This window comes from Klebsiella sp. K47 (assembly GCF_051858335.1).
GTDB classification, from domain to species: Bacteria; Pseudomonadota; Gammaproteobacteria; order Enterobacterales; family Enterobacteriaceae; genus Klebsiella; species Klebsiella pneumoniae.
On sequence record NZ_JBPYUI010000003.1, the window covers coordinates 192,199 to 204,771 of the forward strand.

The window sequence follows — 12,573 nt, forward strand, 5'->3', positions numbered from 1 at the left end:
AGCGAAAAAGCGGCCGCCGGGATAGATCATTATTTTTGGCAGGCCCGGAAGTGCGCCCGTCGACCGCGATGACCTGTACAAGGCGTAATGGCCGTGTTATTTGTGATCGAAGACATAAAATTATAACAACATGACAGGCAAGGAAATCATGATCACCACTCTCCGGCGCTCCACCATCGCGCTGCTGGCATCGTCGTTACTGTTGACTATCGGCCGCGGGGCCACACTGCCGTTTATGACCATCTATCTCACCCGACGCTTTCAGCTGGAGGTGGATGTGATTGGCTATGCCCTGTCGCTGGCGCTGGTGGTTGGGGTGTTGTTCAGCATGGGTTTTGGCATCCTCGCTGACAGGTTCGATAAAAAGCGCTATATGGTGTGGTCAGTGCTGGTGTTTATTCTCGGCTTCAGCGCAATACCGCTGGTCAATAACGCCCCCCTGGTGGTGATCTTCTTTGCGCTGATCAACTGCGCCTACTCGGTCTTTTCCACCGTCCTGAAAGCCTGGTTCGCCGACCGGCTGACGGCAGAGAAAAAAGCGCGCATATTCTCGCTGAACTACACCATCCTCAACATCGGCTGGACCGTTGGGCCGCCCATCGGCACCCTGCTGGTAATGCACAGTATCAATTTGCCGTTCTGGCTGGCGGCCGCCTGCGCCGCCTTTCCGCTGGTGTTTATTCAGCTGTTTCTTCAGCGGGATGGCGCCGCCGCGGCCCAGCCGGGCGCCGCGCCCTGGTCGCCTTCGGTGTTGCTGCGCGACCGGGCGCTGCTGTGGTTTACCTGCTCCGGGCTGCTGGCCTCCTTCGTCGGCGGCGCCTTCGCCTCCTGTCTCTCGCAGTATGTGCTGGTGGTCGCCAGCAGCGATTTCGCCGAGAAAGTGGTGGCCGTGGTGCTGCCGGTCAACGCCGCGGTGGTGGTTGCTCTGCAGTACGCGGTTGGCCGGCGGCTGAGCGCGAGAAATATCCGCCCGCTGATGACCTTCGGCACCGTCTGCTTTGTGATCGGCCTTGTGGGCTTTATGTTCTCTGGCGCCAGCCTGTGGGCGTGGGGGATCTCGGCGGCGATCTTCACCCTCGGGGAAGTGATTTATGCCCCCGGGGAGTATATGCTGATTGACCATATTGCCCCGCCGGGGATGAAGGCCAGCTACTTCTCCGCCCAGTCGCTGGGGTGGCTGGGGGCGGCATTCAACCCGATGCTGACGGGGTTGATCCTCACCCATCTGCCGCACTGGTCGCTTTTTGTCATTCTTATCGTGGCGATTGTCGCCGCCTGGCTGATGATTTTCCGCGGGATCAATGCCCGCCCCTGGCAACCGGACTCTCCGCTGGCCAACGCCTGACGCCAGCTGGCATGCGGCTGTCAGGTTGCTGTCGGGCCGTTGTCGGGTCGCTGTCGTGGTGGCTGGCGGCCCGGTTCACCATACTCCATCACAGGTTTACATCCGCAGAACGTTATGGAGCATACGAATATGAACAGCAACAATCAGGTCAAACAATTACGGCTGCAGCGCGCCTGGTCCCAGGAGCAGCTGGCCGAAATGGCGGGTCTCAGCGTCCGCACGATCCAGCGCATTGAGAATGGCGAACGCCCGGGGCTGGAGACTCTCAGCGCCCTCGCCGCGGTCTTTGAAGTGACGGTGGCCGAGATCGGCGGCGAAGCCCGGCGGGAAGACGCGCCGGGCCAGGAAGCCTCACTGGATCTGCGCATAGAGGAAGCCAAAGCGCGGGTGCATCAGGAGAGCCGCTTTTTCCGTTCGCTGTCGGTGGCGCTGGTGGTTTGCGTGCTGCTGGCGGTGCTTAACCGCTTCACTAATCCACAGTACTACTGGTCCGGCTGGGTCGCCCTGATCTGGGGCGCCCTGCTGGTGGTGAGAGGATTACGCCTGTTCGTGTTCGGCGAATGGATTAAAAACTGGCGCCAGGCGCGCCTGCAGCGGCTACTGCGCAAATAGGCCGCAAACCGGCGGCGCGACCGCCGCCGGCCTGGTCAGATGGTCACCATGGCGCGCACGCCGTCGCTCTCCATATCACCACCCTTGCCTTGCTGGACGATGGCGCCGCGCGACATCACCAGGTAGTGGTCCGCCAGCCCGGCGGCAAAGTCATAGAACTGCTCCACCAGCAGGATCGCCATGTCTCCGCGGCTCGCCAGCTGGCGGATCACCTCGCCAATCTCTTTGATGACCGAGGGCTGGATCCCCTCGGTGGGTTCATCAAGGATCAGCAGCTGTGGGCGGCTGGCCAGCGCGCGGCCAATCGCCAGCTGCTGCTGCTGGCCGCCGGATAAGTCACCGCCTCGCCGCTGCTTCATGGTCCTGAGCACCGGGAAAAGCTGGTAGATCTCCTCCGGCACCTGCTGCGCTTCGCGGGCGGGAAAGCGCGACAGCCCCATCAGCAGGTTTTCTTCCACCGTCAGGCGCGGAAATATCTCGCGCCCCTGGGGGACGTAGGCGACCCCGGCCTGCACCCGCTGGTGCGGTTTGCGATGGGTGATGTTCTGATCCTGCCAGCGTACCTCACCGCTGCGCGCCGGGATCAGCCCCATCAGGCATTTCAGCAGTGTGGTCTTACCGACGCCATTGCGCCCCAGCAGGCAGGTGACTTCGCCCTGGCGGGCGGAAAAATCCACCCCGCGTAAAATATGGCTGCCGCTGTAGTATTGATGTAGCTGACTCACCTGTAACATTGGCGCTCCTTAACGTCCCAGATAAACTTCAATGACCTGCTCATTGGCCTGTACCTCCCGCAGCGATCCCTCCGCCAGCACCTGGCCCTGATGCAGGACCGTCACCCGGTCGGCGATGGTCTCGACAAATCCCATGTCGTGCTCCACCACCATCAGGGAGTGCTGTCCGGCCAGCGTGCGAAACAGCTCCGCCGTATACTCCGTTTCCGCATCGGTCATGCCGGCCGCCGGCTCATCAAGCAGCAGCAGATGCGGCTCCTGCACCAGCAGCATGCCGATCTCAAGAAACTGTTTCTGACCATGGGACAGCAGACCGGCCTGGCGGTAGCGCTCGCCGTCAAGACGCAGCAAGCGCAGCACCTCATTCAGCCGATCGTCCTGTTCGCTGCTCATCCGGGCGCGCAGGCTGGCCCACACCGATTTATCCCCCTTCATCGCCAGGGCGAGATTTTCCGCCACCGTCAGCGCTTCGAAGACCGTCGGCTTCTGAAACTTGCGCCCGATGCCCTGGCGGGCGATGGCCACCGGGTCAAGAGTGGTCAGATCCACCGACTGGTCATAGAGCGCTTTGCCGCTCTGCGGCCGGGTCTTGCCGGTGATCACGTCCATCAGGGTGGTCTTGCCCGCCCCGTTGGGGCCGATCACACAGCGCAGTTCGCCGACGCCTATCGCCAGCGACAGATCCGTCAGCGCCCGGAAACCGTCAAAGCTGACGTTGATGTTCTCCAGCTGCAGCACCGGATCGGTTTGTTCGCGAAAGCGATCGCCGGGCAGCTGGCGGGTAAATAGTCCTTCATCCGGTTGCATTAGCGGTCTCCTCGACGCAGCAGGCCCATCACCCCGCGGGGTAAAAACAGGGTCACAATGATGAAGATGAGGCCGAGAAACAGCTGCCAGTACTCTGGCATCGCCACGGTGAAAATGCTTTTCGCACCGTTGACCAACCCGGCGCCAAGCACCGGGCCAATCAGGGTGCCGCGCCCGCCGAGCGCCACCCAGATGGCGGCCTCGATGGAGTTGGTCGGCGACATTTCGCTGGGGTTGATGATCCCCACCTGCGGGACATATAACGCCCCCGCCAGACCGCAGAGCACCGCCGACAGCGTCCACACCAGCAGCTTGAAGCCGCGCGGGTCGTACCCGCAGAACATCAGCCGGTTTTCGGCGTCACGTACCGCGGTGAGGATCCGGCCAAACTTACTCTGCGCCAGCGCCGAGCCCAGCCACAGGGTCAGCAACAGCAGCAAAACCGTGGCCATAAACAGGCTGGCGCGGGTGCCGGTGGCGGTGACCGGAAAACCCAGCAGCGTGGTAAAACCGGTGAAGCCGTTGTTGCCGCCAAACCCGGTCTCGTTGCGAAAGAACAGCAGCATACCGGCATAGGTCAGGGCCTGGGTCATGATCGAGAAATAGACCCCTTTGATCTTCGAGCGAAAGGCAAACCAGCCGAAAACCAGGGCCAGCAGACCGGGAACCAGAACCACCAGCGCCATCGCCCAGGCGAAATGCTGCGTGCCCCACCAGAACCAGGGCAGCTCGCTCCAGGAGAGAAAAGACATAAACGCCGGCAGACCGTCGCCCGCCGCCTGGCGCATCAGGTACATCCCCATGGCGTACCCGCCGAGGGCAAAGAAGATCCCGTGCCCCAGCGACAGCATGCCCGCATAGCCCCAGACCAGATCCAGCGCCACCGCCACAATGGCGTAGCAGAGGATTTTGCCGCTCAGCGTCAGCAGCCAGCTCGGCACCGCCAGCGGATGCGAGGCCGGCAGCAGCGCCAGGAATGGCATACACAGCAGCCCCAGCACCAGCAGGATCCCCAGCCAGCGCAGAGGCCGCGGCGCGCGCTGCGCCAGCGTTAAGGTGATTGGTTGGCTCATTAGTCAATAACCCTCCCTTTCAGCGCGAACAGACCCTGCGGGCGTTTCTGAATAAACAGAATAATCATCACCAGGATCAGGATTTTGCCCAGCACAGCGCCCATTTGCGGTTCGAGAATTTTGTTGAAAATGCCCAGCCCAAAGGCCGCCGCCACGCTGCCGGCCAGCTGGCCGACGCCGCCCAGCACCACCACCAGAAACGAGTCGATGATGTATCCCTGACCCAGTTCAGGCCCGACGTTGCCAAGCTGCGACAGCGCCACGCCGCCCAGCCCGGCAATACCGGAGCCGAGGCCAAAAGCCAGCATATCCACCCGCCCGGTAGGCACGCCGCAGCAGGCGGCCATCGCCCGGTTCTGCGTCACGGCGCGGACGTTCATCCCCAGACGGGTACGGTTCAGGATGAGCCAGGTAAAGCACAGCACCAGCAGGACGAACGCCAGCACCGCCAGCCGGTTCCACGGCAGGATCAGGTTCGGCAGGACCTGCACGCCGCCGGAGAGCCAGGCCGGGTTTGCCACCTCCACGTTCTGCGCGCCAAACAGCATCCTCACCAGCTGGATAAGCATCAGGCTGATCCCCCAGGTGGCGAGCAGCGTTTCCAGCGGCCGACCATACAGATGACGAATAATGGTGCGCTCCAGCGCCATGCCGATCCCGGCGGTCACCAGAAACGCCACCGGCAGCGCGACCAGCGGATAAAAGGCCAGCCATTGCGGCGCGAGCTGCGCCAGCGCCTGCTGTACCAGCCAGCAGCTGTAGGCGCCGATCATTAACATCTCGCCGTGGGCCATGTTAATCACCCCCAGCAGGCCATAGGTGATCGCCAGCCCCAGCGCGGCCAGCAACAGCACCGATCCCAGCGACAGTCCCATAAAGGCCTGGCCCAGCAGATCGCCGAGCAGCAGACGATGTTTGATCTTTTGCAGGCTGTCGCTGGCCGCCTCGCGCACCGCCGCATCCGGCTCATGTTGGGCATCGGTAAAGGGGATCAGCAGCGCCTGGGTTTCCGGGTCCGCGGAATGGCCGAGCAGCGTCACGGCGGCCAGCCGCGCGCTGGCCTCAGGCTGAGTGAGCTGCAGGCGCGCCAGCGCCACCTCCAGCAGACCCCGCACATTATCATCGGTTTCCGCCTGCAGCCGCTGTTGCAGCAGCGCGGCCATGGCCGGAGTCGCTTCCCGCTGTAGCGTTCGTGCGGCGGAAGCTCTCTCCGTGACGTTGTCACTTAAAATAAGGTGGCTGGCCAGCGCGCCGGCAGCCAGATTGCGCAGCCGGTTGGTCAGACGGACCGGCCGGGTTTCGCCCTGCGGCGCGGCGACAGCGCCCAATGGCTGTAATCCGCCCTGTCGGGTGCGGAAAGCATGTTTTCCGTCGTCCATCACCAGGCTCTCGGTGGTCAACGCCCGCAGCAGCGGCAGACGATCCGCCTGCGGCGCTGCCGCCCACTGGGTCAACAGCTGCGCCTGCTGGCTGCGACTGGCGGCAACGAAGTCGTCCGCCTCCGCGGCCTGCGCCCGCCATGGCAGCAGGATCAGCAGTAGCGCCAACACATTCATGAGACGCAATGCGTTCATGTCGTTCTCCTCTGGTCAGCGGCCGACGGGCGCTATGCTCCAGCCCCGCCGGCCGTGGCGCTTACTGGCTGACGGTTTTCACCGGATGGTCAGGTTTCTTATCATTACCGGGGATCCACGGACTCCACGGCTGCGCGCGAACGGGTTTATCGGTCTGCCAGACCACGTTGAACTGGCCGTTGCCTTCAATTTCACCGATCATCACCGGCTTATGCAGATGATGGTTAGTGGCATCCATGGTCAGGGTAAATCCGGACGGCGCGTTGAAGGTCTGCCCGGCCATCGCCTCGCGTACTTTGTCAACATCGGTGGTGCCCGCTTTGGTCACCGCCTGCGCCCACATATGCAGGCCCACCCAGGTCGCTTCCATCGGATCGTTGGTCACCACCGTATCGGCATTCGGCAGCTTGTGCGCTTTGGCATACGCGCGATAATCGGCGACGAAGGCTTTGTTGGTCGGATTATCGACGGACTCAAAGTAGTTCCATGCCGCGAGGTTGCCGACCAGCGGTTTGGTATCGATGCCGCGCAGCTCCTCTTCCCCCACCGAGAAGGCCACCACCGGCACATCGGTCGCTTTCAGACCCTGGTTAGCCAGCTCTTTGTAGAACGGTACGTTGGAATCGCCATTGATGGTGGAGACCACTGCCGTTTTGCCACCGGCGGCGAATTTTTTAATATTGGCGACGATGGTCTGGTAATCGCTGTAGCCGAACGGGGTGTAGACCTCCTCGATATCTTTGTCCTGGATCCCTTTGGCATGCAGAAAGGCGCGGAGGATCTTGTTGGTGGTGCGCGGATAGACGTAGTCCGTCCCCAGCAGGAAGAAACGTTTAGCGCCGCCGCCGTCCTCGCTCAGCAGGTATTCCACCGCCGGGATAGCCTGCTGGTTAGGCGCCGCGCCGGTATAGAAGACGTTGGGGGACATCTCTTCCCCTTCGTACTGCACCGGGTAAAACAGCAGGCCGTTCAGTTCCTCAAACACCGGCAGGACCGATTTACGCGAGACCGACGTCCAGCAGCCAAACACCACCGCCACTTTATCCTGGGCCAGCAGCTGGCGCGCCTTCTCGGCAAACAGCGGCCAGTTGGAGGCCGGGTCGACCACCACCGGCTCCAGTTTCTTGCCCAGCACCCCGCCTTTGGCGTTGATGTCGTCGATGGCCATCAGCGCGACGTCTTTCAGCGGCGTTTCGGAAATCGCCATCGTCCCGGAGAGCGAATGCATGATCCCGACTTTGATGGTGTCGGCGGCATAGGCCTGGAAGGAGAGACCCATAGCCATAACAGAGGCGGAGAGTGCAAAAGCTTTTAATAACGTTCTACGTTGCATGATTCACTCCTGAGTAGCGCAAAAAATAAAGAATTAACAGCTAACCAGAGGTGATAAGGCAAAAAAGGTGCCAGGTTGTGAAAACAGCAGGATGCGGCGCAGGTGGGCGATAGTGGCGAAGAGGATGGCAGCGTTGCCTCATCACGGTGCAACGCTGCGCTAAGAAAGCAATTACCAGACGTCGGCGGCGATGGAGGTCACCAGACGGACCTTTTGCCATTGCTGGTCTTCGCTGAGGGCATTCCCCTCTTCAGTGGAGGCGAAACCGCACTGCGGGCTGAGGCAGATCTGCTCGAGCGGCACGTACTGCGCGGCCTCGGCGAGACGCGCTTTTACCCCCTGCGGATTCTCCAGCTCGCCGTTTTTGGTGGTGATCAGCCCGAGGACCACCTGCTGATGGCCGGGACGAATAAAGCGCAGCGGCGCGAAATCCCCGGAGCGGTCGTTGTCGTACTCCAGGAAGAAGGCATCGACATTAACGCCGCCAAACAGCACCTCGGCAACCGGCTCGTAACCGCCTTCCGAGATCCAGGTTGAACGGAAGTTACCCCGGCAGACGTGCAGGCCCACCGTCAGATCGGCCGGCTTACCCTCCAGCGCCTGGTTCAGCACCCGGGCATAAATACGCGCCAGCGCATCCGGATCCTCGCCGCGCTCACGTACCTGCTGGCGCTGGGCATCGGAGCACAGATAGGCCCACACGGTATCGTCCAGCTGCAGATAGCGGCAGCCGGCGTCATAAAACGCGCGGATGGCGTCGCGCCAGGTGGTGGCCAGATCGTCGAAGTAGTCGCTAAGATCCGGGTAGACCGTGGCATCGATATCTTTCCGCCCGCCGCGGAAGTGCAGCACGCTCGGGCTGGGAATGGTCATCTTCGGCTGCGCGTCGCCGCTGATGCTTTTCAGATAGCGGAAATCCTCCAGCATCGGGTGGTCGCCAAACGCCAGCTTGCCGGTGACGCGAACGCCGTGCGCTTTGGTCTGCACGCCGTTGAACTGGATCCCCTGCTCGGCATCGTAACGTTCAACGCCCTGCAGGCCATCGAAGAAATCGAAATGCCACCATGCGCGACGAAACTCACCGTCGGTGACCACATGCAGGCCGCAGTCGCATTGCTGCTGAACCAGATGACGGATCGCGTTATTCTCAATCTCGCGTAGCTGAGCGGCGTCGATAATCCCCTCAGCCAGCTGCTGACGCGCCTGTTTAATGCTGTCCGGGCGCAAAAAACTGCCGACGATGTCTGCGCGGAACGGGGCCTGTTGACGTTGCATGCTGTCTCCTTAGCGGTGGGCGCGTTAGTTGCCCACCGTGATAGTTCATTATTTGAATTTTTAGACTTCTGGATGGCTATATGTCCAGATACTGGCATGCAGAGTGGTGGGTCGCAAACGAGAATATTTCATGGTACATGAAAAAATTTCATTTACCGGAAACAAACGCATAGCCCTCATCTTCCCAGCCGGTGAGTCCGCCGAGCATCATTTTCACCGGCCGCCCGAGCTCAGCCAACTTCAGCGCGGCAACGTCAGCGCCGTTGCAGTGCGGCCCGGCGCAGTAGACCACAAAGAGGGTATCCGCCGGCCAGGCGGCCATTCGCTCGGCGGTGATCTGGCTGTGCGGGAGATGCTGCGCGCCTGGCAGGTGACGTCTGGCGAAGGCTTCCTCACTGCCGACCACGTGCAGCAGGACGAAGTCGACCTCGCCGGCACGCTGGGCGCTGTGCACATCGGCGCAGTCGGTCTCAAGATGCAGCTTATGGCTGAACCAGCGGATAGCCTCAGCGGAGGTGGCGGGGGTAAATTGGGTTACTACACTCATGGCGTCTTCTCCTTGTCTGTGATAACACTACTTTACTGACGCCCATCACCCTGATCTGCCGGCAACCATGACAGAAAACGCTAACATTCTGACAACCCCTTCTGTGACACCGTCACGTCATCAGGTGGTCGCCCTCGCCTACGATGGCCTGTGCACCTTTGAGTTTGGCGTAGCCGTGGAGATCTTCGGCCTGCCGCGCCCGGAAATGGGCGACAACTGGTACCAGTTCGCCGTCGCCGCCGTCGATGAAGGGCCGCTGTGCGCTACCGGCGGCATCCGCCTGATGACCGACGGCGGTCCTGAACTTCTCGCCCAGGCGGATACGATCGTGGTCCCCGGCTGGCGCGGCGTCGACGCCCCGGTCCCCGAGGCGCTGTGCGCCGCGCTGGCTTCCGCCCACGCCCGCGGATGTCGGATTATTTCTATCTGTTCCGGGGTGTTCGTTCTCGCCGCCGCCGGGCTGCTCAATGGCCGCCAGGCGACAACCCACTGGCGCTACACCGCGGCGCTGCAGTCCCGTTTTCCGCAGATCCAGGTGGTGGAGGACGTCCTTTACGTGGGCGATGCTTTGCTGATGACTTCCGCCGGCAGTGCGGCGGGGATCGACCTTTGTCTGCATCTGGTGCGTGAAGATTTCGGCAGCGAAGCCGCCAACGTCGTCGCCCGCCGCCTGGTCGTCTCTCCCCATCGCGACGGCGGTCAGGCGCAGCAGGTCCTGCGCCCGGTAGCCCGCAGCCGGGAGAGCCTGCGCCTCGGTCAGCTGTTTGACTATCTGCACCAGCATCTTGCCGCCAGCCATACCGTCGCTTCCCTCGCCCAGCGCGCCGGTATGGGGACGCGCACCTTTTTGCGCCGCTTTGAGGAGGCCACCGGTAAAACGCCCGCCCGCTGGCTGCTGGAGGAACGACTGCTGCGCGCCCGCCAGCACCTGACGGAGAGCACGATGGGCATCGATCAGATCGCTGAGCGCTGCGGGTTTGCCAGCGCCGGCACCCTGCGCCACCATTTTCGCCAGCACTTCGCGCTCAGCCCGCTGCAGTACCGTAAACAGTTTACGCCTTCTCCGATTGCAAAATCGTCGCAGCCACGGACAATAGACGGCCACAGTAAACCGGTCGCCAGGAGGGTCGATGATGAAGAAAGAGTGTCGGGTAGTGATCTATAAAGAGGGGCTGCTGGGCAGTCTGTTTTTTGGCGAAGCCAAGGCCGACCCTGACAAAATGAGCCAGTTTCTCAGCAGCTATACCCGTGAGGGATGGGAAGTGAAAACCATGTCGGTGGAGCGCCGCCGTACCGCCCTGTTCTGGTCGCGGGAAGCGTATCTTTTCGTGCTCGAACGCCCCCTCTGATAGCCTGCGCCTGGTTTACACGTTTAAGCCAGGCGTTTCTAAGCGTCAGCTTTCAGGGCTGACGGATATAGCCCTGCTCCTGCATTTTCTGCATGCCTTCCTCGCTGACGCAGACCATGCCGGTAGTCAACATGGCAAAGCCAAAGCGCTGATAAAACGTAATTTTATCTGCCACCGCATAGATAAATATTTTGCCAAAGGGCAGGAGTTGCTCCCGGATGGCCAGCATCAGCTGTTGCCCGTAGCCCTGTCCCTGACGAGCGGGGACGATCGCCACATCCGCCAGATAGCTGCTCCAGGTACAGTCGCTGATGGCTCGCGCCACGGCAATCAGCTGACCGTTCTCATAGCCAAACCAGCAGAAGGTGCTCTGGCGGAACGCCTGCTCCAGTTGCTGAACATCACGCTCATTCAGCCCGGCCTCGGCGATGATCGTTCGCACTCGCTGCCAGTCCACCCGCCCGATCGCCTCTTTACCCTCAATCACCATCATGAGCTTGTCTCCCGTCGTCTCCCGGAAGCAAGATCTAGCATGCCGCGGCAGGATATGCCAGATGGAAAGCCGGACTGAAGCAGTCGGTACAGGGTGGAAGGGGCAAAAAAAAAACCGCCATATGAGTGGCGGTAAATCAATGCTTGCATGGATAGATTGTGTTTTGCATTTTTCGCAGACAGATAAGCTTTACCTCTCTACGTTTGCTGCCGAAGTTAGCATGCTCAACTTCAATAAAGCCTCAACGACCAGCAGCTAAAGCTTCTCCACCAGCGCTTTCAGCTGCGCCAGGGTCTGCTGCCGGTCCTCCGCGGCGGCGACAGGCCAGGCCGACTGGCGCACGATGAGCCGGGTCGGCAGCAGCTCGCGGATCCGCAGCTGCGGGGCCGCCATCAGGGCAATCAGCCGCTCCACCGCCCTTTTGCCCAACAGATCGAAGTCCTGCGCCACCGTGGTGAGCGGCGGCTGGAAGTAAAGGCTGTCGGCGGTGTCATCGTAGCCGGTCACCGATACCGCCTGGCTGCCGCTGCGATTGAGCTGGGCCAGCGCGCTGAGCACGCCGAGCGCCATCTGATCGTTTGCCACCACTATGGCGCTGATCCGCGGCTGCAGGTGGAGGAGCTCGAAAGTTTTCTGCCAGCCGCTGGCGGCGCTCCAGTCGCCAAACACCGTAGTAGAGCGGGCAATATTCAGACTGTGCAACGCCTCGCGCCAGCTGGCGAGACGCAGACGGGCGGAAACCGAACTTTCCGGTCCCGCCAGCAGACCAAATTCGCGATGCCCCAGCTCCCACAGGTGGCGCACGCAGGCCCCGCAGCCGTCGCGATGGTCGAAGCGCACGCAGCAGACATCGGCCTCCGGGGAGACATCGAGAAACAGGCAGGCCATATCCGGATTGTCTTGCACCAGCCGCTCGGCAGTGGCGCTCTCCAGCGGCAGACTGACGATCACCCCGCGAATATGCTGAGCGCGCAGCTCGTCCAGCCGGGCCTGCAGCGCGACAAAATCAGCCTGCGCCGGCATCGCTATCGCCACTTCCAGCTGATGCAGGCTGGCATGGCTCTTTATCGCGGCGGCGATCTGCGAGGGGGCGTGCAGCGTCAGCGAGGCGGTAATCAGCCCGATGGAGGGCGCCGCTTTGCCGGCAAGCAGCTGCGCCGAGCGGTTAGGCACATAGTGCAGCGCCTGCATCGCGCGGATCACCTGCTCGCGGGTGCGGGCTGACACCACCTCAGGACGGTTCAGCACCCGGGAGACCGTCTGCTGGGACACGCCCGCGGCGCGGGCGACATCCTCCAGGGTTGCGGTACGACGCGGCATCTTTTCTCCTCAGCAATAACAATGTCGTGCGCTAACATTTTATGTTTAACGTGCGACAAAAAACAGCGCTTCTCCCCCGCTTTCGTGATCGTCTGTTAATTTCGATTCCCC

The 12,573-nt window shown here is 61.8% G+C and carries 14 protein-coding genes; 5 read left to right on the top strand and 9 right to left on the bottom strand.

What is annotated here, in order from left to right:
* Positions 1–148 precede the first annotated feature (148 nt).
* Positions 149–1,345 carry an efflux MFS transporter YdeE gene (gene ydeE / locus RRF55_RS04215; protein WP_002904391.1) on the top strand — a complete coding sequence of 399 codons (1,197 nt, stop codon included), beginning with the start codon at positions 149–151 and terminating at the stop codon, positions 1,343–1,345.
* 129 nt (positions 1,346–1,474) lie between these two features.
* A complete protein-coding gene (locus RRF55_RS04220; RefSeq protein ID WP_002904389.1) occupies positions 1,475–1,957 on the top strand; it encodes a helix-turn-helix domain-containing protein in 483 nt (160 codons plus the stop codon).
* A gap of 35 nt (positions 1,958–1,992) precedes the next feature.
* Here the strand turns inward: RRF55_RS04220 and urtE are convergent, their stop codons facing one another.
* The 7 genes from urtE to RRF55_RS04255 all read right to left on the bottom strand — a co-directional run bounded on the left by urtE (position 1,993) and on the right by RRF55_RS04255 (position 9,300).
* Positions 1,993–2,691 carry an urea ABC transporter ATP-binding subunit UrtE gene (gene urtE / locus RRF55_RS04225; RefSeq protein ID WP_130974843.1) on the bottom strand — a complete coding sequence of 233 codons (699 nt, stop codon included), beginning with the start codon at positions 2,689–2,691 and terminating at the stop codon, positions 1,993–1,995.
* 9 nt (positions 2,692–2,700) lie between these two features.
* Positions 2,701–3,498: an urea ABC transporter ATP-binding protein UrtD gene (gene urtD / locus RRF55_RS04230; protein ID WP_004190223.1), complete on the bottom strand. Its 798-nt coding sequence runs from the start codon at positions 3,496–3,498 to the stop codon at positions 2,701–2,703.
* Complete coding sequence (urtC, locus tag RRF55_RS04235) at positions 3,498–4,571, bottom strand: urea ABC transporter permease subunit UrtC (protein ID WP_004190225.1); 1,074 nt, start codon at positions 4,569–4,571, stop codon at positions 3,498–3,500. Before urtC ends, urtD begins: the two co-directional genes overlap by 1 nt.
* Complete coding sequence (gene urtB / locus RRF55_RS04240; RefSeq protein ID WP_004179758.1) at positions 4,571–6,145, bottom strand: urea ABC transporter permease subunit UrtB; 1,575 nt, start codon at positions 6,143–6,145, stop codon at positions 4,571–4,573. The genes urtC and urtB overlap by 1 nt, the downstream gene beginning before the upstream one ends.
* Before the next feature lie 61 nt (positions 6,146–6,206).
* Positions 6,207–7,478, bottom strand: coding sequence for an urea ABC transporter substrate-binding protein (urtA, locus tag RRF55_RS04245; RefSeq protein ID WP_004176249.1), 1,272 nt, complete (start codon positions 7,476–7,478; stop codon positions 6,207–6,209).
* A 171-nt stretch (positions 7,479–7,649) separates the two neighbouring features.
* Positions 7,650–8,753 (bottom strand): cobalamin-independent methionine synthase II family protein, encoded by a 1,104-nt coding sequence (locus RRF55_RS04250; RefSeq protein WP_002904248.1) that lies wholly within the window; start codon positions 8,751–8,753, stop codon positions 7,650–7,652.
* A 148-nt stretch (positions 8,754–8,901) separates the two neighbouring features.
* On the bottom strand, positions 8,902–9,300 hold the full coding sequence (locus RRF55_RS04255) for a rhodanese-like domain-containing protein (protein WP_004214783.1): 399 nt from the start codon (positions 9,298–9,300) through the stop codon (positions 8,902–8,904).
* Between the two features lie 67 nt (positions 9,301–9,367).
* On the opposite strand from RRF55_RS04255, the gene ftrA reads away from it, so the two are divergent.
* Complete coding sequence (gene ftrA, locus RRF55_RS04260; protein ID WP_004176251.1) at positions 9,368–10,465, top strand: transcriptional regulator FtrA; 1,098 nt, start codon at positions 9,368–9,370, stop codon at positions 10,463–10,465.
* Positions 10,434–10,649 (top strand): DUF4177 domain-containing protein, encoded by a 216-nt coding sequence (locus RRF55_RS04265; RefSeq protein WP_004205985.1) that lies wholly within the window; start codon positions 10,434–10,436, stop codon positions 10,647–10,649. Before ftrA ends, RRF55_RS04265 begins: the two co-directional genes overlap by 32 nt.
* Before the next feature lie 52 nt (positions 10,650–10,701).
* Here RRF55_RS04265 and RRF55_RS04270 read toward each other — a convergent pair whose 3' ends face one another.
* Entirely contained in the window at positions 10,702–11,142 is a 441-nt protein-coding gene (locus RRF55_RS04270) for a GNAT family N-acetyltransferase (protein WP_064153106.1), read from the bottom strand.
* 61 nt (positions 11,143–11,203) lie between these two features.
* Between RRF55_RS04270 and RRF55_RS04275 the strand changes: the two genes are divergently transcribed.
* Complete coding sequence (locus RRF55_RS04275) at positions 11,204–11,401, top strand: hypothetical protein (RefSeq protein ID WP_032438434.1); 198 nt, start codon at positions 11,204–11,206, stop codon at positions 11,399–11,401.
* Here RRF55_RS04275 and RRF55_RS04280 read toward each other — a convergent pair.
* Positions 11,398–12,462, bottom strand: coding sequence for a LacI family DNA-binding transcriptional regulator (locus RRF55_RS04280; RefSeq protein ID WP_004183956.1), 1,065 nt, complete (start codon positions 12,460–12,462; stop codon positions 11,398–11,400). The genes RRF55_RS04275 and RRF55_RS04280 overlap by 4 nt on opposite strands.
* Positions 12,463–12,573 lie beyond the last annotated feature (111 nt).

Bases quoted from the DNA above. Each gene is read 5' to 3' on its own strand.
- ydeE (WP_002904391.1), top strand. From the start codon at position 149: ATGATCACCACTCTCCGGCGCTCCACCATCGCGCTGCTGGCATCGTCG.
- RRF55_RS04220 (WP_002904389.1), top strand. From the start codon at position 1,475: ATGAACAGCAACAATCAGGTCAAACAATTACGGCTGCAGCGCGCCTGG.
- urtE (WP_130974843.1), bottom strand. From the start codon at position 2,691: ATGTTACAGGTGAGTCAGCTACATCAATACTACAGCGGCAGCCATATT.
- urtD (WP_004190223.1), bottom strand. From the start codon at position 3,498: ATGCAACCGGATGAAGGACTATTTACCCGCCAGCTGCCCGGCGATCGC.
- urtC (WP_004190225.1), bottom strand. From the start codon at position 4,571: ATGAGCCAACCAATCACCTTAACGCTGGCGCAGCGCGCGCCGCGGCCT.
- urtB (WP_004179758.1), bottom strand. From the start codon at position 6,145: ATGAACGCATTGCGTCTCATGAATGTGTTGGCGCTACTGCTGATCCTG.
- urtA (WP_004176249.1), bottom strand. From the start codon at position 7,478: ATGCAACGTAGAACGTTATTAAAAGCTTTTGCACTCTCCGCCTCTGTT.
- RRF55_RS04250 (WP_002904248.1), bottom strand. From the start codon at position 8,753: ATGCAACGTCAACAGGCCCCGTTCCGCGCAGACATCGTCGGCAGTTTT.
- RRF55_RS04255 (WP_004214783.1), bottom strand. From the start codon at position 9,300: ATGAGTGTAGTAACCCAATTTACCCCCGCCACCTCCGCTGAGGCTATC.
- ftrA (WP_004176251.1), top strand. From the start codon at position 9,368: ATGACAGAAAACGCTAACATTCTGACAACCCCTTCTGTGACACCGTCA.
- RRF55_RS04265 (WP_004205985.1), top strand. From the start codon at position 10,434: ATGAAGAAAGAGTGTCGGGTAGTGATCTATAAAGAGGGGCTGCTGGGC.
- RRF55_RS04270 (WP_064153106.1), bottom strand. From the start codon at position 11,142: ATGATGGTGATTGAGGGTAAAGAGGCGATCGGGCGGGTGGACTGGCAG.
- RRF55_RS04275 (WP_032438434.1), top strand. From the start codon at position 11,204: ATGGAAAGCCGGACTGAAGCAGTCGGTACAGGGTGGAAGGGGCAAAAA.
- RRF55_RS04280 (WP_004183956.1), bottom strand. From the start codon at position 12,462: ATGCCGCGTCGTACCGCAACCCTGGAGGATGTCGCCCGCGCCGCGGGC.